Annotated in this window: 15 protein-coding genes and 1 tRNA gene; 11 read left to right on the top strand and 5 right to left on the bottom strand. The window is 64.6% G+C overall.

The window, feature by feature from the left end; genetic code table 11:
- The first annotated feature begins 15 nt into the window (after positions 1-15).
- Together KF886_12260 and KF886_12255 are read left to right on the top strand one after the other, a co-directional pair.
- The gene (locus KF886_12260) at positions 16-1,053 is read left to right on the top strand and encodes a Gfo/Idh/MocA family oxidoreductase (protein ID MBX3178130.1); all 1,038 of its coding nucleotides are present in this window, start codon (positions 16-18) and stop codon (positions 1,051-1,053) included.
- Positions 1,054-1,523: 470 nt separating this feature from the next.
- Positions 1,524-2,183 carry a hypothetical protein gene (locus KF886_12255; protein MBX3178129.1) on the top strand — a complete coding sequence of 220 codons (660 nt, stop codon included), beginning with the start codon at positions 1,524-1,526 and terminating at the stop codon, positions 2,181-2,183.
- 389 nt (positions 2,184-2,572) lie between these two features.
- On the opposite strand, the gene KF886_12250 is transcribed toward KF886_12255, so the two are convergent.
- Positions 2,573-5,602: a DUF4861 family protein gene (locus KF886_12250; GenBank protein ID MBX3178128.1), complete on the bottom strand. Its 3,030-nt coding sequence runs from the start codon at positions 5,600-5,602 to the stop codon at positions 2,573-2,575.
- 552 nt (positions 5,603-6,154) lie between these two features.
- On the opposite strand from KF886_12250, the gene KF886_12245 reads away from it, so the two are divergent.
- The 5 genes from KF886_12245 to KF886_12225 all read left to right on the top strand — a co-directional run bounded on the left by KF886_12245 (position 6,155) and on the right by KF886_12225 (position 10,648).
- Positions 6,155-9,160 carry a heparinase II/III family protein gene (locus KF886_12245; GenBank protein MBX3178127.1) on the top strand — a complete coding sequence of 1,002 codons (3,006 nt, stop codon included), beginning with the start codon at positions 6,155-6,157 and terminating at the stop codon, positions 9,158-9,160.
- Positions 9,161-9,249: 89 nt separating this feature from the next.
- Positions 9,250-9,325: transfer RNA gene (locus tag KF886_12240), tRNA-Asn, on the top strand.
- Between the two features lie 58 nt (positions 9,326-9,383).
- Positions 9,384-9,653, top strand: coding sequence for a GIY-YIG nuclease family protein (locus KF886_12235; protein ID MBX3178126.1), 270 nt, complete (start codon positions 9,384-9,386; stop codon positions 9,651-9,653).
- A gap of 125 nt (positions 9,654-9,778) precedes the next feature.
- The gene (locus KF886_12230) at positions 9,779-9,925 is read left to right on the top strand and encodes a GIY-YIG nuclease family protein (protein ID MBX3178125.1); all 147 of its coding nucleotides are present in this window, start codon (positions 9,779-9,781) and stop codon (positions 9,923-9,925) included.
- Positions 9,926-10,048: 123 nt separating this feature from the next.
- Positions 10,049-10,648: a type IV toxin-antitoxin system AbiEi family antitoxin domain-containing protein gene (locus KF886_12225; GenBank protein ID MBX3178124.1), complete on the top strand. Its 600-nt coding sequence runs from the start codon at positions 10,049-10,051 to the stop codon at positions 10,646-10,648.
- 51 nt (positions 10,649-10,699) lie between these two features.
- Here KF886_12225 and KF886_12220 read toward each other — a convergent pair whose 3' ends face one another.
- Positions 10,700-11,824 carry a hypothetical protein gene (locus tag KF886_12220; protein MBX3178123.1) on the bottom strand — a complete coding sequence of 375 codons (1,125 nt, stop codon included), beginning with the start codon at positions 11,822-11,824 and terminating at the stop codon, positions 10,700-10,702.
- 114 nt (positions 11,825-11,938) lie between these two features.
- Positions 11,939-12,943, bottom strand: a complete 1,005-nt coding sequence (locus KF886_12215) for a DUF1080 domain-containing protein (protein ID MBX3178122.1) — start codon at positions 12,941-12,943, stop codon at positions 11,939-11,941.
- A gap of 170 nt (positions 12,944-13,113) precedes the next feature.
- On the opposite strand from KF886_12215, the gene KF886_12210 reads away from it, so the two are divergent.
- Together KF886_12210 and KF886_12205 are read left to right on the top strand one after the other, a co-directional pair.
- Positions 13,114-13,884, top strand: a complete 771-nt coding sequence (locus KF886_12210) for a queuosine precursor transporter (protein ID MBX3178121.1) — start codon at positions 13,114-13,116, stop codon at positions 13,882-13,884.
- A 229-nt stretch (positions 13,885-14,113) separates the two neighbouring features.
- Complete coding sequence (locus tag KF886_12205; protein MBX3178120.1) at positions 14,114-15,433, top strand: DEAD/DEAH box helicase; 1,320 nt, start codon at positions 14,114-14,116, stop codon at positions 15,431-15,433.
- Positions 15,434-15,816: 383 nt separating this feature from the next.
- On the opposite strand, the gene KF886_12200 is transcribed toward KF886_12205, so the two are convergent.
- Positions 15,817-17,865, bottom strand: a complete 2,049-nt coding sequence (locus KF886_12200) for an acetylxylan esterase (GenBank protein ID MBX3178119.1) — start codon at positions 17,863-17,865, stop codon at positions 15,817-15,819.
- Between the two features lie 173 nt (positions 17,866-18,038).
- Here KF886_12200 and KF886_12195 point away from each other — a divergent pair, with 173 nt between their 5' ends.
- Together KF886_12195 and KF886_12190 are read left to right on the top strand one after the other, a co-directional pair.
- Positions 18,039-19,895, top strand: coding sequence for a hypothetical protein (locus KF886_12195; GenBank protein MBX3178118.1), 1,857 nt, complete (start codon positions 18,039-18,041; stop codon positions 19,893-19,895).
- Positions 19,892-22,687 (top strand): hypothetical protein, encoded by a 2,796-nt coding sequence (locus KF886_12190; protein MBX3178117.1) that lies wholly within the window; start codon positions 19,892-19,894, stop codon positions 22,685-22,687. The genes KF886_12195 and KF886_12190 overlap by 4 nt, the downstream gene beginning before the upstream one ends.
- A 13-nt stretch (positions 22,688-22,700) precedes the next feature.
- On the opposite strand, the gene KF886_12185 is transcribed toward KF886_12190, so the two are convergent.
- Entirely contained in the window at positions 22,701-25,406 is a 2,706-nt protein-coding gene (locus KF886_12185; GenBank protein MBX3178116.1) for a hypothetical protein, read from the bottom strand.
- Positions 25,407-25,431: the final 25 nt, after the last annotated feature.

Below are 25,431 nucleotides of genomic sequence, written 5' to 3'. Positions count from 1 at the left end.
CGTAGAGGGAGAACCATGGTAGCACAAGACGATCGCCCGCTGGGTATAGCCATTGTTGGCGCTGGATTCATGGGGCAAACCTACGCGCGGACCGTACAAACGCTTGTCCGCGGCGCGCGCCTGGCGGCCGTTGCGGTCGGCAGCCGCGCCGGCGAACTGGCGGATGAATACGACGTCCCCCTGGAAACCTCGCTGGAAGCGCTGCTCGCGCGCGATGACGTGAACGCCGTCTGCATTGCAACTCCGCACGGCCTCCACGGCGCGCAGGGGCTGGCCGCGGCGCGCGCGGGGAAACACCTGCTCATCGACAAGCCGATGGCCTGCACCGTGGCGGAGTGCGACGCGATCCTCGCGGCCTGCCGCGAAATCAACCTGCGCTGCGATATCACCTACACGCAGCGCGAGCGCGTATGCAACGTGGAGATGAAGCGGATCATCGACAGCGGCGCCCTCGGCCGCGTGTTGCGCATTCAGAACACCCAGGTGGTCCCCGATGGCATGAAAACCACCCCCGCATGGCAGCTGCAAAAGGAAAACGTGGGCATCCTCCTGGGCCACGGGATCCACAACCTCGACCAGATCCGGTGGCTGACCGGGCGCGAGGTTGTTAAGGTGTTCGCCAAGGTGCGCGCCTTCGATCCGGCGTACGTCGTGGATTCCACCTCCGATCTCATGCTCACGCTGGACGACGGCACGGTGTGCACCGTCTTCTGCTCCTTTGAGGCGCCCGCGCCGGGCATCCCGCGCACCGGCGGTTCCACGCAGGTGATCCTGGAAAAGGGCCAGATCGACGCCGACTGGTATGGCGAGCTCCGCGTGGCCGAGCACGGCGGCGCCTGGGAGGTCCGCGCCGTGCAGGAAAAGATCGATTGGCAGGGCAAGGGCTTCCTCGATCCCGTGCGCCTGAAAACCTATGCGGCCACCCTCCAGAAACTCGTGGACGGCGTTCGATCGGAGGACTGCAACGGCACGGGATGGGACGGGCGACAGGCGGTCGCCATCGCCGAGGCGGCCTACGAATCGAGCCGCACGGGCCGCGAGGTAACGCTGTAGAGCGGCGCGCCGTCCGCACGTTGGTCGGCGCATTCGGCCCTATTCCTACCGGTCGGTAGCCCGGGGACCGCGTCGCGTACACCACGGTATGCCGCCGAGCGTTCCGCACACCTTCCCGGGTCGAGGTGTGCGCATCCATGACCATGATTGCGCACACGAACGCCGTGCGCATGGAGGCCAGGAGGATTGAGGCGCAGCATTGCCATTGGTTTACCGGCCGATTTTGCGGGATATTCGGCTCCAAGCAGTCAATTTCGATAAATTTGAACTATTGGCATCAAAGTTGCTAATATTTTGAAAGGTTCAATTGCGCGCCGCGCGGCAAAGATAGTACGGCGCATGACCCGGCGCCCGCCGGGTGCGGCAATTGGCCACGCGCATCCGGTCGTTTGCCCCCCAATCCACCGGGCGCCCCGCAGTACCCCCGTTCGCACGGGCCGGCACGCAACGCCGGCCAAAGGAGTAGCAGTATGTTGCGCACCCTCTCCATCGCCAGTCTCGTGCTGGTTAATTTTGCGGTCTGGACGCGGCCCGCGGACTATCTCATGACGCGCAGCCTCCAGCTGTTCGGCCAGGCGCCGACCCTCGAGCGCGCGGAACACTACGCTGTCACAGGCAAACTGGCGGAGGCGCTGGCGGAGTACCAAAAGCTGGCGGAAACACATCCGGAAAACCCCAAGATCCGGTATGAATACGGCATGTTCTGCTACCTGCAAAGCCACCGTTTGTTGAATGACCTGGGGACACCGCGCATCGAGCTCGCGCGGGCGGTCCGCACCGAACTTTACGCAAGCCGGACGCTCCAGCCTGCAAACCTGCACCGCGCGCGGGAATACGCGATCATTCTGATGGACGAGACGCTTTTCCGGGATCCCGAGGTGTTGGAACCCGCGCTCGAAGCCTGGCGGCACGTCAAGGACGTCGCGCGCGAAATGCACGCCCAGGCGCCCGACGACACGGGCCTCCGCACGCTCGTCGCGCAGTCGACGCTCCAGCTGGCGCGCGTTGAGGCGCGGTTTGGATCGCGCGAGCAGGCCCGCGAACACCTGGCCGAACTCCAGGCCATCTCGCCCAATTTCCGCGCCTCGGAGGAAACGCTGCTGCGCAACGCGCGGATGTTCCAGGAATAACCACGATCGAACGCGACACCCCGTCGCCGATGTTCACGTCGTCCACCAGGCACGCGTTCGACGCCTCCAGGATGAAGCGGTCCGTGCCCTGTACGGGCGCATTGTCCGCGCGCAGGACCGTCGCCAGCGGCTGCCCCAACACCCCGCGCCGGATGACGACCTGGTCGCGGAACCACTGGAGGCGCCGATGGGGGTCAACGTCCCGACCGGGGCTGGTTCGGGTTGCGCTATGACCACGCCTCCGCTGGCTACCCCGATGGGGACAGGCACGCGCACCCGCGGTGTTCGGGAACGGCGGCGGTCTCAGGCGCGGGACGCCAGTATACGTGCGCGGATTTTGTGTGGTCAGCGCGTGTCCGTCCCCTCGCGGCCGCGCCGGTCGTGTTCCGTCATTGGCGGTCCGTGTCCTGCTTCTCCCCCACGCTCACGGCCAGGTCGGCGTGGAGGGCGGCAGCCCATTCGCGGATTTCGCGCTCCCAGTTCTGGTGATCGTAGCTGACGGGGTATTGCATGCCGCGGCGCCAGCCGCCGCGGATCCAGTAGGTGGCGCGATCGCCCTGGCCGGTCACCACGTGACGCTCGGCCTCGCGACTCAGCACCGCGCCGGCCGAGGGCTCGGGCTTCCAGGCCAGCGCCAGCCCGATCTCTCCGATGTCGTCGCCGTGGTAGCCCCATTCGCCGATCGCGCCCGCGCGGGAGAAACTATCGCCGCCCTCCAGCCGCATGAGGCCCGCCGCGATGCTTGCGCCGTCCAGGCCCTCGGGCAGCAGCACGTTGATCTCGCTCTCGGCGCGGCCCGCGTAGATGAACGCGCGAATCGAGACGGGCGCCTCGGGCTGATCGGGGAATACGTTGGTGGCGATCATTTCCACGGCGGCGCGGACGGGCCCGGAGCCCAGCACCTTGTACTCGAAGGTCACATCGCCTTCGCCGGCGGGGCTCTGCACGGGATACGCGGTATCCCCCCGATACACGGTGACGCCGCCGAGCCCGCTGGTCTTGCCGACGTGGAGGGCGTCAATGCCCCAATCCTGCTGGGCGTGGTAATTCACGTCGATAAGCGGGTAAATCAGCCGCTCGTCGCGCGGTAGCAGCTGGACCTGCTTCCCGAAGAAATCGAACTGGCCCGTGTAGAAGCGGAAGGCGCCCGCGTCGGACTCCCAGGCCACGTAGCCGGGGTTTTCGGGCACGGCGTTGGTGAGTTTCGTGTATGCCAGCGCTTGCGCGCTTTCAGGATTGTAATAGACATAGAACAAACGGGACTCACCCGGCTCAATGTCGGCAACGAAGGAGAGTTCCATTGCACCACCTGAAGTTCTGACTCCGTTGAAGGACAGACCTGTGAACCCTGCGGCGCTATCATTATTCCCTACCAGCCATTCACTACCGAGCTGTATTTCGGACCGCCCTCGTCGAGCGGTGTCGTTCTTCGCTGAATTGCTGATGTGGCCAGCGTGCCGCCAGCTATCAACCTGGTGCGGGACCGCGCGCCAATCCAGCCAGAATTCACCGTCGACGACGACGCAGTTTGCGGGATTGAAATCCGGGGCCGTCGCGCGGAGGTCCGCGACGGGAATGCTGACCGGATAATCCTGGTAGAACTGGGGCGCCTCGTCCGTCACGCTTGCGGACACCGTTACGGGAATTCGCCGGGTGTAGGTTTGGCCGTTGCGGGCGAGCGGGGCCGTTCCGGCGGGATACGGAATCACGCCGGCGCGGTTCTGCAGGTGGGTAGTCGCGCCGGCGTAGTCGCCCGCCTCATAGCGCCGCACGACTTCCTCCATGTAGGGCTTGTCCGCATGATCGCGTTTCATGCGCGCAAAAAGGCGATCACGCACCAGCTCCACGTAGAAGCGCGCGCCCGCCGGGGTGTTGCGGATGCGCAATCCGATCTCCGTCTCGGGGTGGTGAGCCGCCAGGGGACCGCTGTAGAAATCGATAATTTCCTGTACGTCCGCCGGGGTTTCGCCGAGGACGCCCACGGCGGTGTCGATGAAGGCCTGGCCCTCTTCGAGCGCGCGGGCGATGGCGGGCTTGTAGGTGTCGGGAAACGCCTCGAATTCCAGCGCAAAGGCCCGATCGCCGGGCTTCAGGGCCTGCACAATGTCCACAACGCCATCGTTGTTTACGTCAATCTCGCGCACATCCAGCTTGCCGTCGCCGTCGGTGTCCTTCCAGGTCTGCGCGCCGTCCACAACGCCGTCGAGGTTATAATCCACATCCATGTAGCCGTAGTCCGCGCCGAGCAGGTGAAAACGCTGGTCGACTTCGTCGAAATAGAGTGCCAGCGGCGAAGCAGGATTCGCCGATACCTCCACGCGCTTGTTGAAGGGTGAGGAGGGCGGCCCGCCGACCTGTTCGAAGTCGCCGTGTTTGGATTTGGCGTTGAGGATGCCCTCCCAGCGCTCATGGGGGTCCTGGGCGGGGTTTTCGTCGGTGTTACTGTTGATTTCGTCCCAGGTGAGCATGGCCTTGCCCCAGTTGGCCTGCTGGCCGAACTCCTTCGTCTTGTCCCAGGAGAGCACCGGCAGTGTCTCCACGCCGCGGATGGTCAGGACCTCCGAATGCCAGCCTTCCGTGGAAAGGCCCTCCTCCGGCGGAAGCGCGGTGATCGAGAAATCGTAGTTGTGCGTGTCGCGCCCGTAGGCGTCGTCGTCCGCGTCGATGCTGTAGCGCAGGTTTTTCACCTGGTCGCCCACGGCGCTGATGCGCACCACCACCTCGCTCGCCAGGTCCCCGTCCGGATCGTAGAAGGCGAAGGGGTCCTCCCACACGTTCACCCATTTTTCGTCGTCCACGGTGAGGCGGAACTGGTAGAAGAGTTCGTCGCCGCTGAAATGCGTGCGCCACTGGCAGAGCGGCTGGTAGTAGGTGCCGTTCACGTCGTACCAGAGCAGGTTGTCGTCGCCGATGTCCATGGCCCACCAGACGGTCATGTCGTCCTTGCCGTCGCGCCAGTTCTTGTTGTAGAAGAGGCCCATCTGATCGAGATCGTTGTCGCCGTCGTCGTCCACATAGTCAATCACGACGTCGATGTAGCCATCCGCGTCCCAGTCGAAGAAATACAGGTCGCTGTCCAGGTCCATGCGCCCGGTCTCGGCGTAGTCGCCGTCCTCGTCCACTGCACGCACGAGGATGATTTCCTTGTCGTGGCGGTAGCCGTTGTCGATGTACCAGACCTCGTTGATTTTGCCGTCGCCAGTCGTGTCGATCTCCAGTTTCTCGCCCGGCGGCAGGGCCTTGACCTCGGCGACGCGCTCGGGGTCGATGTGGCGCGAAATGCCGAAGAGGCGCTCGAAGGTCCTGGTGTGCTGCGGCGTGCCCACGGCATCGCCCTGCGCGTGAACGGCGAGGGGCGCCGCGAGCAGCAACAACGCGGGAATGATGGCCTGCGGGCGAAAAATTCTGGGCACTATCACGGTCAATTCTCCTCTGGATCTAAAGCAAGATTTTCACCACGAAGGGCACGAAGTACACGAAGAAGAGGGGGAGGCGAAGAATAGACGGCGTCTACAATAGGGTGTAATCTTCTATTCTCTTCCTTCGTGCTTTTTCCTCGTTCCCAAGCGCTGCTTCGAACGTCACTTGGTTTCGGCCGAGTTGTCTTGGCAACTACGATTTACTCTCCCTATCCCGCCAAGCGGAGCTTGGAAGACTGCATTCCCAAGCTGAGCTTGGGAACGAGATGAAAATCTCTTCCTTCGTGCTCTTTGTGGCCTTCGCGGCGCCAATTTTCTTGGCGGTCGTCGGCTGCGCTAAGCGTTCGGGGGGCAGTGTTTTCTTTGACCACGGATTACGCCGTTGACACGGAATTCTCTTATTCGTGTCAATTCGTGTGCATTCGTGGTTCAACAATTCGGTTGCGGCCCGCGGATGCGCCGGGATCTTCCCGGATCATTCTGGGCTCCATTCGCAATCGGGTTTTACGTGTGCTAGTCTACATTCCCGTGACCCCACAATGGAATAGCGCCATGTTTCGTAGCCCGATTGTCCCATGTGTACTCGCGGCGCTCGCCGCCGCTCCCTTCGTTGTCCACGCCCAGGAAGACCGCAAGGCGGAATACGTCCGCGCGGTGGTGCGCGGCGCGGGGCTGATGCCCTGGCAGGAAGCCGGGGTGTCGGAGGCGGAGCGTGAGTTCCGCGCGATGATCGAGGCGCGCAAGGACGAACTGATCGCCCGGGCGCGGCCCGCGCACCCCGCCTACTACAGCGCGGACGCGATCGCGCGCGCGAAGGAGAACGTGGCGAACCACGAGTGGGCGCGGAATTGGCTCGCCGGCCAGGTGGCCCGGGCGGATGAAGTGGCTGGCATGCCGGCGGGCTGGATCGAGCAGATGATCCCGCTGGAGGCCCCCTCCCACGCCTACGGCTTCACCTGCCCGGCGTGCGTGGGCGAGAAGAGCCAGGAGGGCGTTGGCGATCCCCTCGTGGGCTGGAATTACCGCAACCCGGAGCAGTTCAGCTGCCGCGCCTGTGGGACGGTCTTCCCGAACGAGGCGTACCCCGAGACGGAGGTGTTGCGCCTGCCGCGGACGGGCCACGAGGTGCGCTACTACCTGAACCCCGCGGAGCAGGCGAACCCGGACGACCGGAGCGGAAAGCTGGCGTGGCACTGGGTGGGTTATCCCATCCACAACAGCTTCACGGGCATTATCCGCGAGCGTAAGGTGTCGTTCATGCGCGATGCGGTGCAATCGCTGGGAATTGCGTATCTGTTCACCGGGGAGCCGCGCTACGCGGTGGCGGCGCGGGATATCCTCGTGCGTCTGGCCGTGTGCTACCGGCAATGGCCCTACCGGGACTATTGGGACACCTACGCGGACTGCGATCCGCTCTACGCGGCGTGGCACGACCGCGAACTGCCCATCGAATGGAAGCGCCACCTCTCCGAAGGGGCCTATGCGAAGGATACGGTGGAAAAGGCGCGCATGCTCCAGAATTATTGGGGCGCGGGGCGCTTCCACCCGAGCACGGACTCGGTGAGCGGGCTGACGGGCGTGGTGCAGGCCTATGATTTCACGGCCAATGCGCGCGACGCCGACGGAAACCCGATCTGGGACGACGCCTCGCGGGATCGGGTGGTTCGGGACCTCTTTCTGGAGTGGACCATGGGCGCGGAGCCCTACATCGGCGGGCCGGGAAGAGCCGACGAGAAGAACAACAAGGCCCCGCGCATCTACAACGCCATGGCGGCGCTGGGCAAGTGCCTGGGCATCCCGGAATACGCCGACGTGGCGCTGCGGGGCTATGAGCGGGTGCGGGACGCGTCCTTCCTTTATGACGGCCTCAGCACCGAGAGCCCCTCGTATACCAACATGTACCTGGCCCAACTGCTCATCGTGCCGGAGTCGCTCCATGGCTACACCTGGCCCGACGGCTTTCCGGGCCGCGGCGGCACGGTCGACCTTTATGCGCAGGATTCCCAGCTCCGCATGATGTACCGCGCCGTGCTGGACACCGTACTGCCGGACGGCGCCTACCTGCCCCTGAGCGATACGCGCCTGAACTCGAAGCCCTCGGCGCACATCCTTCAAATGGGCGCCCGGCACTATCCCGAAATTTACGCCGGGGTGCTCCCCAATATCCACCGGCGCACCGGCGACGAATACGCCGTATTCAATCTCTCCGACGGGGAATTGAACGAGGAGAAGCCGCTGCCTTTGAATGAAATCTACTTTCCCGCGTGGAAGACGGCGATCCTGCGCCATGGCGCGGGCGCGGATACCGACACCCTCACGCTGGCCTTCAACCCACCTGGCGGGCACCGGCACTATGACAACCTGGCGCTCTTTTACGCCGATGGGGACCAGACCATCGTAGGCGATCATGGCTACCTCGGCGATATGCCGGTCAATCGATGGATCAAGGCTACGTCCAGTCACAACCTGGTGATTGTGGACGGCGCGGAGCAGGAGTTCGGCGCACGCACGACCTCATTTGAGTTTATGGTTACTTCTCCCCTGGCGTCGGTCGTGGAGGCGAGCTCGACGGCCTACTCCCAATGCGGCGAGTACCGGCGGCGGGTCGCGCTGGTCAAACACGGCGCGCACGCGACCTTCGCAATCGACCTGTTTTCGGTTCAGGGCGGCTCGGAGCACCGCTTCCGCGCCTACAGTGAAGTCGCCGCGAGCGATGGGGCGGACGGGCGGCTCGAGTTCCGGGGCGTCTCCCTGCCCCCGGAGGCGCCGCTGCCCGACGTCGGCGCAAGTCTGGCCGAGGCGGACATCTACGGGCTCCGCGATGTGCGGTCGGGCGCGCCCGAGGGCGATGCGTGGGATGCCACCTGGTCGCAGGCGGACGCCGCCTACCGCCTGTGGATGGCCGCGCCGTGCGACGCGGTGGAAGCGGCGAACGGCCCGGGCCAGCGCACGCACGACGAAACCGGGCGCCGGGTGCGTTATGTGGACGCCGTGCGCCGGGGCGACGCGGGGCTTGCGAGCCGGTTTCTGGCGGTGCATGCCTCCCGGAAAGGCGACCAGCCGTTCCCGGTTACGGCGGTGCGGCGCATCGCAACCAATGCGGGGCCCGAGGCGACCGCGCTCCGGATCGACACGGACGCCGGTACATATTATGCCCTCAACGATTTCGCGGAAACGGGCGAAGTGGACGGCATCCACTTTCAGGGGCGCTTCGCGCTGGTCTTCCGCCCCGCGAAAGGCGCGGCGCAGTGTCTTGCCGTCGAAGCGGCGCTGCTGGAGGTGGATGGTGTGGCGATCTCGGACAGGACGCCTGTATGGCGCACCGGCGTGGCGAACGTATCGGCGGACGCATACCGGGCGGAGGCTGCCCCGCCCGCCGATTGGCGCTTCTCCCCCGGTCCCGCGCGGGCCTACGCCCGGGTGCGCATCGACGGAGACTGGACCGGTTTTCCGATAGACCGCATTGATGGGGACCGCGTGCTCGTGGATCGCTTCCCGGCGCAGGCGGCGGACGCGCTGGAAGTGCCTGCGGTGGCTTATGTTGGGGCGGTGAAGTAGGCGGGGAAAATGAACTTGAAAGCCCGGGCGTACATTTGGCATAATAATGACATCAAAGCGCGGCTGCGCCGGTGCTTTGCCCAAAATAGACCTCGGTAACTCAGTTGGTAGAGTAGGTGGCTGTTAACCACCCTGTCACAGGTTCGAGTCCTGTCCGAGGTGCCACAATCTTCAGGCCATGCAGTAATCCTGCATGGCCTTTTTTGGTACGGGGCGCTCCATCGTGTACTACGTGTACGTACTTCGCTCAGCATCAACGGGTAAGATATACATCGGGCAGACCTCCCACCTGGAAAATCGTCTGGCGCAACACAACGATCCGGATTGCACGTTCACCATGTACACCAAACGAAATCAGGGACCATGGGTAGTCATCCACACCGAAATGTTCCCAACCCGCCGCCAGGCTATGCTGCGTGAGAAGCAACTCAAGTCGGGCCAGGGCCGCGAATGGATTCGCGCCCACCTCCTCCAGGAGGACGGTGGCTGTTAATTCGCCTGCGGCGAATCACAGGCCGAAGGTCCGCCGTAGGCGGATTCGAGTCCTGTCCGAGGTGCCATCCAATCCCAGGCCATGCAGTAATCCTGCATGGCCTTTTTTATCACGGGGCGCTCATCGTGTACTACGTGTACGTACTTCGCTCAGAATCAACGGGCAAGATATACATCGGGCAGACCTCCCACCTGGAAAAACGTCTGGCGCAACACAACGATCCTGACTACACGTTCACGATGTACACAGGGCAGCCCTTGGCCGCGACCTAATAGACTTGAACCGCGAATGAACACGAATAAACGCGAATTGTATGGTGGTTCAAGGCGCGTCCTCGCTTGACATAATCAATGCAATCGACAATAAGTCCAGTGATTTTGTAAAATCAACACACGATGACGACACATCTTGAAATCCTTCTGCGCGTGGCGGAAAGCAAAGGGTTAATCCGTGCTCGCGACCTGGCCGCCCATGGCATCCCGAGGCAGTATCTGTCTATCGCGTGCGATCGGGGGCTGCTCGAACGTCTGGACCGTGGTCTTTACGCTGTTCCCGGCGCGCTCCAGACGGAGCATCGCAGCTTGGTGGAAGTCTGCAAGCTCATTCCCCATGGTGTTATCTGCCTGCTTTCCGCGCTCCAGTTTCACGGGATGACCACCCAGAATCCATTCGAAGTCTGGCTGGCCATCGGCGAGTCGAAGGGGATTCCCCGGACCTGCCACGTGCCGCTTCGCATCGCCCGTTTCTCCGGCGAGTCGCTGAAGGCCGGCGTCGAGTCACATGATGTCGATGGTACGGAACTCCGTGTGTTCACTGCCGCCAAGACCGTCGCGGATTGTTTCAAGTACCGCAACAAAATCGGGGTGGACATCGCCGCGGAAGCGCTCCGGGATTATCTGCGCCAGCGCAAAGGGCCGATCGACGGCCTCACGAAGTACGCTCGGGTCTGTCGCGTGGAACGCGTCATGGAGCCCTATCTGGAGGCGCTTCTTTGAGCATATCCCGATCCCATTCGATTCAGGCACGGCTGCTGAGCTACTCGCCCCTCATAGCCCCAGCCGCCGCCGGACCTCTTCCGGCAGGTCGTCGATACTCGCGTAGCGGACGCTGCGGCCCTGCTCGTCGGTCACGACGATGTCCTGGGTGAAATGGCGCTGGCCGCCGTCCGGCAGTTCCTCGGTCCGGTCGCCGGTCATGGCGGCAATCCGCGCGCGGAGGTCTTCGGGTATGGGGTCGCCGGGGCGGAAGGTGTGACGCCGGGTGGCGACGGGCGTCTCTTCCGTCTCCGCGATGCTTGCGCGGTAGGCCACCTTTCTGCGTCCCACGACCTGGCCCTCGACGATCTGGGGCGGCTCGGCCATGAGGCCGGTTAGTTCGCGCAGGCCCTTCACCAGATCGCGGACGGGCCCGGGGGCTTTCCCGATCAGGCTGGGCTGATGCTTCTCGCGAAAGACGATGAACTGCGGCGCGGCGCCGCCGAACCCCAGGCTGAGCCCGCTGCCCAGGGGCATCTGCGGCTGTCCGCGCAGGGCAATCTGCACGATCCATTCCCAGTGGTGCGAGGCAATTCGCCCGTTTCGGTAGAAGCTGTAGCGCTCCTTGACGAAGGTGCGGATGCCGTAGAATTCGTGTAACGGCCAGCGCGCGGTCCGCGGGCGGAAGACGAAACTCCGGATTTCGAGCTCATCCTCGCGCGTGCGGCGAATGGTCACCCGGTTCCAGAGACAGCTCAGCGGCGCGACAGCGCCGGCCAGGACCAGAAAGCCCACCGCGCCATAGTGCGCGTAAAACAGCCCGCGACGGACCGTGTTGTAGCGCTCGGTTTCTTCGGCCAGGTTTCGCTGGTGAGCCGCCTGCCGGGCGGCGGCCTCCTCGCGGACCCGCGCCATGGCGGCCTCATCCAGGATGCCCTCGAACGCGGCCTCCGCATCCCGTTGCGCCGCTTCGCGCTCCTCGGGGCTCAATGAGCTCCGGGTGAAGTCGACCGGCTCGAACAGGCGATGATCGCGCCGCAGGTGGTTCCATTCGAGGAACCCGGCGATAAGAAAACAGAGTAGCGTGAAGGCCGAACGGCGCAGTGCGGTGTGGAGGGTGGGCCGGAAGCGCAGAAGGTTCTCTTCCCGCGCGACCAGCCTCCAGGTGTACAACGAAATATTGGGCGCCACACGCATGGGATTCTCTCCCTCGTTCGCATTCCCGAGCTCAGCCTCAACCACGGGCGTATGGCCGCCATAAACCGCGCCATTCGCTCCGACGAATCGCCTCAAGTCTCGTCCGTAACGGAACTATTTCACCACGGGGCGCAGCACGATCTCCCGGTACTTCACGCCGGTGTGGTCGCCCTGGAGGTAGATCGGTCCGGGGCGGAACTCGTCGGACCAGAGGGCGCCGCCGGTGCAGCCGAGCAGGGGCTGGTTATCGATGATCGTGGTCCCGTTCAGCTTCACGGTGATGTGGCGCTCGACGAGCGTAATGTCCAGATGTTGCCATTCGCCCGCGGGCTTCTCGGCCGCCTCGCTCGGGGCGATGCGGCTGTAGACAGCGCCCATGTGCTGCACGTGCGGCGCCTTCCCGTGGCTGTCAACGACTTGCACCTCGTATACGCCGCGCAAATAGACGCCGCTGTTGCCCCGCTCGGGCACGTTCACTTCGAGCGTCAGGTTGAAGTCCTCGAATTCCGCATCGGTCCGGAGATTGCCGTAGTGCTTCTTCGGCTGGCCCTCCTCCTGGACGGGATCGTTCATGAGGACGCCGTCTTCGGCGCGCCAGCCGTTGTGCGCATCCGGATCGGTGAGGGACCACCCGTCCAGGCTGAGTCCGTTGAAGAGCACGACGGGCGCGCCGTAAGTCGCCTGCGACAAATCGGGCGCGGGCGGAAGCTCGGGGATCCGCTTGCCGGTAAAGGCGTTCCGGACGACGCCCAGGCCGTCGGTATTGACCTTCTCGTGCGTGAGTTCAAGCGCATCCGCGCCGTTCAGGCGGGCCGTGATGGATTCGGTGTAGTGCTGCGTCCGGACGAGGCTGCCATCGGAATCCTTTCGCTCAACCTCGTTCAGCCGCGTGACGTAGAGCGTGTCGCCATCGAGGTAGACGCTGTCCACGGGGAGCACGCTGCCGCCGCCCCAGAGGATGCGCCCGTCGAGGTAGCCCGCTTCCCGGGTGATTTCGAGCCAGCCCGCGTGGCCGGAGGGAATGGTGAGGGCCCAGCGGCCCAGAAACGGTCCGGGATCCTGCGCGGCGGCGGGCAGCGCGGCAATGAGCAGGGCGATCGCGGCGAAAATCGACTTCATGGGCGTATGCTCCTTTTGACTGCTGTTCGTTTCGGCGGCAAGGCCTCCCGACTTATAACAGAGCGGGGCAGGGACCCGCAACCGATGGCGCGGGGGCGACATCCGCGCCGCGAATATGGTAGAGAATGGGGGCGCGCCGCGGGCCCGCCGGCGCCGCCCCTGGAGAAACCATGATACCCGAAGCCATCGCCAACTTTTTCGCCCAGCAGCAGAATCTGCTCTGGATCTTCACGGTCTGCGCGGACCTCGGCATGACCCTGCTGCTGTTTCGCTTCTTCGGGCGCCAGGGGCTCTACGCGGTGATCGTGCTGAATATCATCCTGATGAACCTCCAGGGGCCGAAGCTCACCACCGTCTTCGGGATGGAGACGAGCCTGGGCATGATCATCTATTCGGGCATCTACTTCGCCACGGACCTCCTGAGCGAGAAATACGGCAAGCGCGAGGCGCACCGCGCGGTCATGATGGGCTTCGCGACGAGCATTATCGTGTTCGCCATCATGTCGATCAGCCTGCTCTTCCTCCCCACGCGGGATCCCGACAAGGCGGCCTTCGCCGCGTCGGTCCACGAGGCGATCGCGCTGCTCTTCGGCTTCTCCCCACGCTTCGTGCTGGGGTCGCTGTTCGCCTATTTCATCAGCCAGCATCTCGACGTGTGGACCTACCACTACCTGCGCGAGAAGACGCAGGGGCGCATGCTATGGCTGCGCAACAACGCTTCCACCATGAGCTCGCAGCTCGTGGACACCGCGCTCTACTCCACCGTGGTCTGGTGGGGACTGTTCGACTTCCAGACCGCGCTGGAGCTGGCCTTCGCCAAGTATTTCTTCAAGGTGATCATCGCCGCCATCGACACGCCGTTCATTTACTGGGCGCGCACCTGGGATGTGTCCGATCGCGACTGGGTGGATACGCCGCGCGAATACGCACGCGCCGGCTGAATGATTGTATTTGCTTTCCCACCGCCGCCCGTGTATACTGCGTTTGCAGTCGGGCCATTTGAGACGTATCTCGACGCCCGCCCGCGGGACCATTTCCCGCAGTTGCTCACTTCTCCCCCGGACGCCCCTCCCCTCCGAGTTGCTCGCCGCGTGTTTAGCTGGGCAAAAACCCGCAACCGCCGCGCTACACGCAATGATCGTATCCCGGCAGACTATGAAAGGGGCCTCAGTGTCCTTCCACGATTTTGACATTCCCGAGCCGTGCCTTCGCGTTTTGAACGAGAAGGGCATCACGGATCCGACGCCTATCCAGGCGAAAACCTTCGAAGCCGCGAGCCGCGGCGACGACATCCTGGGCATCGCCCAGACCGGCACCGGCAAGACGCTGGCCTTCGGCCTGCCCGCCGTGTGCGAGCTTTCGCGCTACAAGCCCGGCCCCGGCCGCATGCTGGTGCTGACGCCGACCCGCGAATTGGCCATCCAGGTGCACGAGGTGATCGAGCCCCTGGCGAAGGCGATGAAGCTGCGCAGCACCTGCGTCTACGGCGGCGTGGGCATGCAGCCCCAGATCAACGCCCTGCGCCGCGGCGCGGACATCATCATCGCGACGCCCGGGCGCCTGCTGGACCATATCCAGCAGCGGACGGTCCGCTTTGACAAGCTCTCCATCCTCGTATTTGACGAGGCCGACCGCATGCTGGACATGGGCTTCCTGCCCGATATCCGGCGCATTGTTTCGGTGCTCCCGCGCGACCGGCAGACGCTGCTTTTCTCCGCCACCTTCGCCGACGAAATGGCGCGGGTTTCGCGCGAGTTTCAGCGCGAGCCGAAGCGGATCGAGGTCGGCGCCGTGTTCCGCCCGGTGGACGCCGTGACCCAGCACCTCTACACCGTGCGCAATGACGACAAGACGCAGCTGCTCATCGACCTGCTTGGCGAATCCAACGTGGACTCCGCAATCGTGTTCATCCGCGCGAAGTACCGCGCGGACCGCATTGCGAAGATGCTGCGAAAACACGGCTTCAAGTCCCAGCCGATTCACGGAGGCCGCACCCAGGGCCAGCGCCAGCGCGCGCTGGACGAATTCAAGTCCGGCAAGTGCAATATCCTCGTGGCCACGGACGTGGCGGCGCGCGGCATCGACATCCAGGGCGTCACGCACGTCTTTAATTTCGATGTTCCAGGCCAGTACGACGATTATGTCCACCGCATCGGCCGCACGGCGCGCAACCAGGCCACGGGCGACGCGATCACCTTTGTGACGCCGGAAGACACGAAGGAACTGGCGAACCTCGAGCGCGGCATGGGCAAGCGCTTCGACGAAGTCGACTGGTCCGGCGCGGTGGACGTGGAGCGGACCTTCCGCGTGCGCGAGCAGGGCGAAAGCACCCGCAAACCCCGCGGCGGCGGCAACGGGCGCAACCGCGGACGCGGCAACGCCCCGGCGCAGGCCTCCAGCAACGGAAACGGCGGCGGCAACGGTCACGCGGCCCCGAGCGGCGGTCGCCGGCGCTCGCGCCGCGGACGTCGCGGCGCGCAGGTGGCGTAGCCCCGCCCCATCAACACGACACAAAACGGGCTCCCGCAATACCAAGCGGGAGCCCGTCTTTTTTCGCTGGCCATACAACGTGTCCAGCCCCGTACCCGCAAGCCCCGATACTACAACGAGAGCGCGCAAGGCTGGGAGCGCAGGCGTCCCCGCCTGCTCCATGCGCCACCGGCGCATGGATAGGTTTCACGCGAGTTAGTTTTCTGGCCGTACGGGAACAATTGCGATGCTCCTTGAGTGCACCTTCGGTGCACTGCAGGCGGGGACGCCTGCGCTCCCAGCCTTGCAAGATTTCCTTGCAGGATCACAATCGCGTCGCAGGACAGCGCTCGAACCCAGACGCCAATCCGCAGACTTTGTTTTGTTTCCGCGTCCGGCCCGGCTCACTCCACCCGAAGCGCATCCGCGGCGCCGGTGGCGGCGTAGATAGCCCGGGCATAGGCCCACGAGTCAGCCGCCTCCGCATCGCCGAGCGCGGCTTTGCCATAGCCCACCAGGCCACCGACCGCCAGCGGCGTCGGGGCGGCGAGCGCCGCGATCTGCGGCACATCGGCGACCTTCAGAATGTCCGGCACGCACAGCGAAATCGGCTGGGGCTGCTCGTCTTCGAGGAAGTAGCGGTAACTCGCAAGGATATCGCGCGCTTCGACGCGAACGAAGACATCCTCCAGCGCGGCGGCGTAGACCGCGAGAAGCGCGCCCGCGCGCACGCCGTGCGCCGAGACGCCCTCGACCTCCGAACGGCCCTCCAGGTAGCGGGCGGCCTGCACGAGATCCCACAGCTGCTGCGCGAAGAGCGGGCGCCCGAGGAGGATGCTGTCGCTCGTCAAATGGTTCTCATGCTGCGCGGACTCGCCCGTTCCGCGCGGATCCAGGATCAGCACGGGGCCGCGCGCGATCGCGTCGCGGGCGTAGCCCGATTCCAGGGCCGCGCCCTTGTCCTCGTGTCCGCCCAGGAAGATCGTGGCCGGTTTCGCGGCGTCCTCACTCCCGGAGCGCGCGAAAACGGCGGCGACTTCCATGCCGGGCTCCGTGGTGATGGAGAGCACTTCGACGTGGATCCCCGCCCACTCGAACTGGGACACAACCCGCGCGGTTGGGGTGAATGCCGCCGGGCGCCCTCCGAGCACGGCCCAGAGTTCCTCGCGCCATTCCGGCGCGCGCGATTCCCATTCCGCCGGGGTCGCCGGCGGGGCGTCGTAGGCCGCGATGAGTTCCTCCGCGCGCCGGCGGTTCAGCGTGACCACGGTTTCCGCCCCTTCGGGCATGCCCTCCTTCAGCGCCTGGAAATCGGGGGACTTCGGATCCTCCGCCTCGATCCCCTCCTCCGGGATCAGGCCGCCATCGCCCTCGCCCAGCAGCCACTTCGCCACCCACCCGGCCCCCGCCTCGCGCAGGCGCGGGCTCCAGCCGTGCGGCGCGGGCGCCAGCACCCCGGCGATGCGGTCCGCCGCGCCCTGCATCGCGTAGATCCGCCCGGCGCGCGCCATCGTGTCGCGGAAGCCCGCCACCGGGAAGATCTTGTCCTCCTCCCCGTTCCCCGCCAGGAAGGCGCGCGGCGCGTTCAGCCCGATGATCTCGAATTCCTCCATCTCGTGGACTATGCCCGGGAGGTGGTTGCAGATGCAGTGGTTCCCGCCCTCCGCAATCCAGAGATCATAGGAGCACACAAACGAAAACGACGCCCCCGCCTGGATGCGCTCGTCCAGCGGCATCGTGTAAAACACATTCTCGCCGCCGCCGGAGTTCCCCGCCAGCCCGATGCGGCCCGCGTCCACGTCCTCCCGCGATGTCAGGTAGTCGATCGCGCGGATGGTGTCCCACACGATCATCCCCTCGTTCGTCTGCCCCAAAAGCAGCGATCCGTAGCCCAGCTCGTGCTTGAAGCCCGGAAGCCGGCGCTCCCCCTGCCCGATCGGGTCATACGCCAGAACGATAATCCCCTGCTTCACCAGGCCCAGCTGGCCCAGCTGGTAGAGCCCGTAATTCTTCCCGTCCTCCATCGCGTGCCCCGGAACCACCACCACCGCCGGCGCCGGGCGGGCCGCGTTTTTCGGCAGGTAGACATTCGCCGTGACAAAGAAGTTCGGGCGGCTCTCAAACACCAGGTTTTCCACCGTGTAGAAATCCCGCTCCGCGCGCCCCGTGATCCGCGCGTTCAGCGGCGTCTTCTCCGGCCATGGCGCCAGCCCCAGGCCCCGCCGCAACGCCGACCGCACCCCCGGCGCCCGCGCCGCCCACGCCGCCGCGTCCGCCGGATCCCCATGCGCCGCCAGCGGCGCCCGCGCCGCCGCGATATTGAACACAAGCGGGTTCGCCCCGTCCGGCAAACCCTCCGGATACGCCCGCCACCGCGACGCATCCTCCGCCCCCGCCACCCCGGAAAAACCCACAACAAGCGCCAGCAAAACCCGGCGAAACAGAACCAACATCAGACCAAACTCCCTGGATTAACAAGAAATCACAGATACATATTGCATACTACGGGCATGCCCACGAGAATTCAAGGCCTCCGCAACCAACCAAATCGGGGCTTGACGTTTTTCCCGTATTCGGCTAGGCTGATTAAGAATAATGCGGCACTATCCTGACCAGGGAGGCAACAATGGCGAGGTGGACCGGTCTTTTGCTTGCAGCGGCGCTCTCCTGTCTGCCGGCCCCGGGGCAATCCCAGAACGAGCACCGGTCGCTGCTGCTGCATGGCGTGGTGCGGGATCGGGACGGCGCTCCGGCCGCCGGCGCGGAAGTCCGGTGCTGGTGGATGCCAGTGACTAACTGGGCCGGGGCGCTGATCCCAACGGAAGGGCCGCCCGCAATCACGGACGAAGAAGGTCGCTACCGATACTTCGTCCGCCAACCGCCCATCCACGGCCCGGGATTTTTGTCCATTCAGCATCCGGACGCCGGGCTACTCTTGACCAATTGGGAGCCTTACGCGGCGCGGCCGTACGTGGGGGCGCGCCGAGAGTCGGACTTGGCTGCGATTCCGAATCCCGAGCCTGTTCACTTCAGCATTCACAAGCTTCCTGAACGCACCGAAATTCTCGGAACCGTCACCACGCACGAAGGCGCCCCGGCGGCAGGCGCCAGGGTTATGCCTATACTCGCCATCGTTGCGCCCGGAGGGAAAAGCGCGATAGACAAGCCGGTCGCGTTGCCATACGATCTGGCCGCCATACTATCGGCACAGACCGGCCAGGACGGTCGCTTCACCATTCAAGGTATGCCCGCCGGGGCGCCGTTTGCGCTGCGCGCCTGGAGCCCGGATGCGGGCGCGGTGGAAAGCGGGCTGGACACCGGTGGGCAGGCATTCCCCCCGCTACTCCACCGAAGGGGAGAGGCGGCGCCCAACCTCCAGCTGCCAGCGCCAGGCGCTGTGGTCGGGCGCGCCGTCTACTACGACGGAACAGAACTTCCGGAAGACGTCCGGATCAAAGCCATGCGGATGGGATTTCCCTGGGGCGAATCGGTGCACGCCACACCGGACGCCACGGGCGAGTTTCGCCTCGAGCCCCTCGCCGCCGGCCCCTGGGGCATTTTCGTCGACTCCAGCCCCTACAATTCGGCGCCGGTGAACGTTGAAGTAACTCCGGGCGAACACACGAAGGCCCAGGTTATCGTTGTCGGGCCGGGCGCCACGATAGCCGGCAGTACTGTACACTCGGAAATGGGCGATTTGGTGAAGGGAACGGAGCTCGCGATCGAACTCGTCTATGAACAAGAGGAAATCGTGCCCCTTGCCGTTCGGTTCGAGGCGGGTGATATCAATCTCCGGGCCAGACCCGGTGTGGTATCGGTGCACGTCCGCGGCTTGAACTGCACCGTAATCGACGCGCCGAAAGCCCAATGGCTGCTGGCGCACGGCGCGCACTATCCAGACTTTACGATATCCGTGCTTCCCCACACACGGTTTTCAGGCCGCGTCATTCGGGCCGGTGGCGCTCCGGCCACCGGCGCCGCTGTTCGCTCGATGGGATTCCACGTCAGGACCGATGCGAGCGGCGATTTCACAATGAGCATTCCCGCCCTCCCACCGAACCAGTCACAGCGGTTCCACGCAACCCACGCCTGGACGGAGACGGAGTTCGGACATCTGGATGTATCGGCGGAGTCCCCCGCCAGCGGGTTGACAATTCAACTGGCCGAGGCGGGTTCCATTGTGGGAAGAATCGAGGATCTCTCCCAGACGCCGAACGTGCCGCGCCAGGTTGCCCTCCTCGAGGGAAACGAGTTACGCGCCGTGACGTGGACCGGCGAGGGCGGCCGTTTTCGTTTTGACGTGGCGCCTCCGGGGTTGGAGTTGAGCCTGCTCATCCAGGGGGGTGAGTCCTGCCTCGTCCCCCCGATCGAACCCGGCGAAACCCGGGACATGGGCGAGATCATGGCCCACGCCGACGCCCGGCCCTTTCTTCCACAACCCAAAATTGACATCACGCCCCCTCTGGAGGAACAAGAAGAATGACAGTGACCCGGAAAGTACCGCCATTGGCGCGCGCGCTTTGGACGCTGGGTTCGCTTGTAGTGCTGGGGCCGGCCCTCGTACTGCCCGGCGCGCGTGCGGACGTTCTGGACGAGGACATCAGGCGCGCGCTGCCGTACCCGCTCGAATCCGCGATGGATCGCCTCGAAACGCTGTGGCCCGCCCCCAAAGGTGCGCTCGACCCGCTGCTGGAAGCCCTGGCGGAATTACCCGATCAGCTCGGCAACACGTACGGCGACGCGCTGCGTACACACCACGCGTACAACCCGGAACACTGGAGCAGGGAGCGGACGCCGCAGCAACTCGCGCGGCGGGGCGCCAGCATCGTGGCCCCAAAGGACCCCCATTTGGCATTACAGGATCGCGCCGCGATCCAATATCCGAATTCGCGGGTCTGGATGCCGCGCCTGCCGAACTACTTCGGCGTGCAATGCCTCACGCCCATTCCGGGGCGCCCCGCAACGTGGAGCGATTTCATTGTCGTTCGCCGCTTCGCCCCGCGGCTTCACGCCGCGCGGTATGACGAGCGAAACGAGCTCCGCGAATTTGTCTTGATGATCTGGTCGGATCTCGAGTGGCGCGCGCTGGCTTGCGCCTGGTATCCCGATGGCGTGCTGGAGCGGATCGCGCTGTGGGACGGTGGCGGACGCCTGGCCCGCCGGCTTACCTGGGATCCCGAAGGCGCCCCGCGGGACGAGTACCATGCCGGCGGGGTGGAGACGCCACCGCGAACGGTCACCTGCACGGTCGAAGTCTCGTTTCTTCCCCCGGGCGAAGCCCAGGCTGATCGCCCAACGCCGCACAGGCTCCTGGCGGCCCCTCTTGCGGGTGTGTACGTCCTGCCTGCGGGGGTTGCGGCCACTATCACCGCGCCGCCACTGGCCCGCCATGATTTCGCGGGGTGGTCCGGCGATGTGTCCGGCGCGCACGATCAGCTGACAATTCAGCCGGACCGCGACCTTCGCCTGACGGCGCACTACCGCTTGAGCCGGCTCGGCGACGGCAAGTTGTGGATTGACCCGTTGCTTCGCGTGGCGCTGCACGACGCGACCGGTATTCCGGACACAGCCATCACCGCAAGCGATCTCGACGCCATCACAAGCATCGATCTTTCCGCGAGCCGATTCGACCGCCTGGAAGATCTCCGAGCTTTGCGCTACCTGGAGCACGCGAACCTCGGCTGGCGCCCGATCGGGACGCTATACTCCCTCTCCCCCCACGCCGCGTTTGAGAGCGCGCTCAAAGTGAGCACCTGGCCAGGAAATCCAGTCCTGTTGAACAAAGTCCTGCTCGCCCTCCATACCGGCTTCGCGCCCCCGCTGAACAGCCTGGTGTTGAACGGCTCCAAAGTCTACAATGCGAACTCGCTCGCCTTTCTCGCCGGGATCGTTCACCTGGAAATGCGCGATACGGGCATTACGTCGATCCGCTTTGTAGAGGCGCTTCCCTTGCTCGAGTCGCTCGATATCCGAGAAAACGAAGTGACCAGTATCGCGTCTCTGGCCGGGGCCTCTCCGTACCTGAAGCGGGTGCGGGCGGAGAAAAATAAAATCCAGGACGTCTCGGAGGCGCTTGCGCACCCGAACTGGCCCGACGGCGCCACCATAGCGCTGGAGGGCAACCCGCTATCCGCGCGGGCCCTGCGGGAGGACATTCCGGCGCTTACAGCCCGCGGCGTAGCGGTTACCCGTGATCTTCCTCCCGAAGATCCCATTCTGCCGCGCGACGACCAGGACGCCGATGGCGACGGGTATTCCGATCTGGAAGAGTGGACCTTCGTGTCGTTATTCACCGCAAACGAGGCCGAACGGCGCGAAGGGTACGCCGACGCCATCGCCGACGCCGAAACACCGGCCTCGTATCTCGCCCTGGCGCCCAACGCGGGTCCGGACGCCTCCGGGAAAGTTCCCCTTTCCGTTATTCCGACCACGGACATCTTCCTGAATGTGAAGGGGCAGGGCAACGTCTATCCGGGCCCCGGCAAGCAAACGTTCGCGCGGTTGGTATTCAATGAGGACCGGACCTGGAACTATCACACCGTGACGCTGACACCGGAACCGGAGCCCGGCTGGGAACTGATTCCGTTGAACGATTCCTATTTCGACGCGGACCTGGTTGCGCGTTCGGAAGCCGGAAACGGACTCACGCTCAAACTCCAGTCATCCTGCAATCTGCACTTTGAATTTCGACCGCTTCGCTCGCCGCTCTCAATCGATTTGGTGGATGCGCTAACGAAGTTCGTGGAGACCTACTACCCCGAGGAAAACCCGCTCCAGTTTGATCGCAACAGTATCGCCTACAGCACGAAAAACGGCGACAGCCCGAAGCCCAATGGTATGCCCGACGCGGCCGAGTTTCGCCTCTTGCAGGGCATCCTGGAGCGGCCCGACTACGGCCGCGGCGGGCGGCGCGGAACGTCGTTCGACGAGGCCATGACGATCTGGAACGCGAACCTCGAGGTCTCCCGCCGCGCGCTGGGCGATCTGGCGGACGAGGAACCTTTTCTGGCGCACGTGATGTGCGCCTATGCAACCGCGGGCGGCAGCAAGGAGCGCTCCGCATTCCTTATAATGCTTCAGGAACTGCGGGGAATCACGATTGAGCGGAACCTGTTCCACGACGGGCTCGGGTTTTACCTCCGCCCGACGGAAAGTATCCACATGCGCGCAAAACGCAACAACACGCTGTGGGCCCAGGTGACCGCGGGGCGCGAAGTCGATCGCGTCGTGCTCGATGCCTACGCGGATCTCGTGCTGTCGCAGCCGGCCAATTAAGCCCGGCGGCCCGCTAAGGCGAAATCACCGGGACGCGGAATGGCGCCGGTCGCGCCCTCATGCATTCTTCCCACGCCCGCACCGACTCCCGGTAGGCCTCCCGCGCGGCTTCGCGTTCGTTGAATTCTTCCCAGGTCGCGGGAAATCCCTCCTTTGCCGGACCGCAGTGCGCTTCGAGCGCCGCGCGCGATCGCTGCAACAGGTCGAGGCGCGATTCCGTGGGCTCCCCGGCGGCGCGACCGAGCCATTCCACATCCCAGAGTTCGTTGTGGTCGGAGAACCGGTCTTCGCCGAATAGGTCGGGGTAGCGGACGCGGTAGTCGTCGATCGCGCGCGTCACCCTGGGGCGATCAAGATTGCGCCGGTAAAAACCCTCAACCACCAGCCCCGCCCGCAACCGGCTACGCGCCGGGGCTTCCTCCGCCAGCAATTCAACCATCGCTACTATTTCTCCCTCGAAGCGATCAAAGGTTTTGGCGTAGTAAGCCGTTAGCACGTCTACCGCCACCGATTGAGCGAGGGTTGGCGGACCAACCGCGGCGACTTTCGCGTCTTCATAAATCTCGGGCCAAAAAGTCTCTTCGAAGTCGTCCATCGCACGCGCGCGCTCGCGGGGCGGCTGCGATTCAAAGGCGTCCCGCACCACGGCGCGCAGTTCCGCGCGCTCCTCGTCATTCTGGGCCTTTTGGTAGAAATGCTTGTACGCGGCATAGCCGGCATCCCGCTTCGGCTCCTCATCGGATCGGAGCATTTCTTCAAAAAATGGTTTCACTTCCGGATTGTTCATTCGCTGGATCTCCTGAAGGATCGACCGCATTCCCCAGGGATAGTCTTCCGACCCAAACTCCGAAGCCCTGGCGTTTCGCAGCATCTCCATTAAGATCGGGAGCGCCTCATCCCGCGATTCCTGAAACTCTTGGTATTCCGGCATCACGGTATGCGGCGACCTGGAATCCATTAGTTTCCGGAGTACAACGTGCAAGCGTGTCTCCCCTTCGCCGGCGTCGCCCACCCGAAACGTTACCAGCGGCGCGCGCGCGAGCCCTCGCCAGTCCGAACCATCGCCCCCGCCATACGCCGCCGCAAGTACATATTCGCCTACCCCGAGATCGGCCCACTCCAGGGTATGCGAAAGGCGACCCCCGCCGCGGAGAAGCACCGGCTCCGGCATCGTACGGGGTGTGGATCCTGGAATCGCCGCGATTTGCACCGACCCCCGGGGGCCGCGCAACGTACCGGTCACGAACGGAAATGCGGGAACGGGCGGATCCGTCCAGACAGGAAGCTCCCCGGTGTAGCCCAGTTCGAGGCGCACGGTGACGGTAGCCCCTTCTGGATAGGCGTTCTGGTCGGTAATGGCTGTGAACTGGAAGGCCTCCGAACGCCAACCATGAATCTCCGCCGTCACGCCAGTTGCATGCGCGCCCGCCACAACCGCGCGATCCGGGCCCGGTTCATCCCACAGCGGTATTGCGCCGGGTGAGTTCTGAGCAGCAGGCGCATGCTGGAGATCCACGATGTCCGCGAAGTCGTAGTATACCGGCTCGCGGACTGTGGCGTGACGGCCGAAATAGATGTCGTAGCAGGCGGCCTCCCGCCGGGTTCGGAGCAGAATGCGCTCCTCTCCGGGATCGAGCTTCCAGAATATGACCGGGTCCAGACGGCCAAGCTGGAGCGACTCGAATCCGTGGAGGATAGTGCCGGACGTTCCCCGGCGCGGTACGGTGAAGTGTACGCCAGACACTGATCGCTCATCGGCGTTGTCCGAAACCAGCGCCATTCGCCGGGTATCCAGAAGCAGGCCACTGCCTCCTCCCTTTGTTCCGCCGTCGGGCGAGACATTCAGGTTGCCGGCAAGTGGAAAACTTCGAATGGATCGCTTGTCCGCGTCGCCGACAAAGACGTTCCAGACGCTCTCCCCGGCGGGATCGGGAACGCGAAAGTCCTGGAGCACCACCTCCAAACCGACAAGCGCAAATCGCCCGCCGCCCAGCCACTGAAAAGAAAGGGAATGAAGCGGGCTATTGGGGTGCAACGCGATGGGTGAATCGTCCGCCAGCGCATCCGGGCGTCCACCGCCCAGTCGCCAGCCGGGCGCCGGCAGCACGAGTTCAAAGTCGAAGGGCAGGGCGCCAGGACTGCGAAAACTCTCAATCCGCAGCGGTATCGTAATCCTGTCACCGGCTTGGGCAAGCTCGCCGTGCAGCAATCTGTACAGGTCGCCGCCAGCGGGCGCAAGTACGCGCCAACCTCCTTCCGGCTCGGGGATCGGCACGTCCATGGCCGCTCGGGCGTTCAGGTCCACGATACTCGACACAAGCCCAGTCACGTCCCGCGCCGAGAACAGATATAGTGCGGCTCCACGGATCTGGTACCTCTCGGGCAGGGGATCGGCACGCTTGTATCGCGACCCCGTCGCGAGATCGATGCCTTGGAGTACGCGATCGGATGACACAAAATAGAACATGCCATTGTGCAGGCCAAGTATACGTCGGCCCTCCTCGTGCTCCAGTTGCAGGAGGAAATTCGGCGCCGCCGCCAACGGGTCGTTCACGTCGTACCACGAGAACGTGACCTGATCCCCGGCCCGCTCGCCGACGAGGATGATCGGCGTCGCACCATCCGCCGGCGCGAGGGCGGATACCAGCACGACGCCGGCGGACATCGAGCACACCACCCATTGGCCCCAAGGCCCGAAACCACTGCCGCGATTGCCCATCGTATTGCCCTCCTGAATGGGATTA

It is taken from the genome of Candidatus Hydrogenedentota bacterium (genome assembly GCA_019637335.1).
GTDB lineage: Bacteria > Hydrogenedentota > Hydrogenedentia > Hydrogenedentales > JAEUWI01 > JAEUWI01.
The sequence above is the reverse complement of the archived record's forward strand: the minus strand, read 5'-3'. Positions and strand labels throughout refer to the sequence as shown.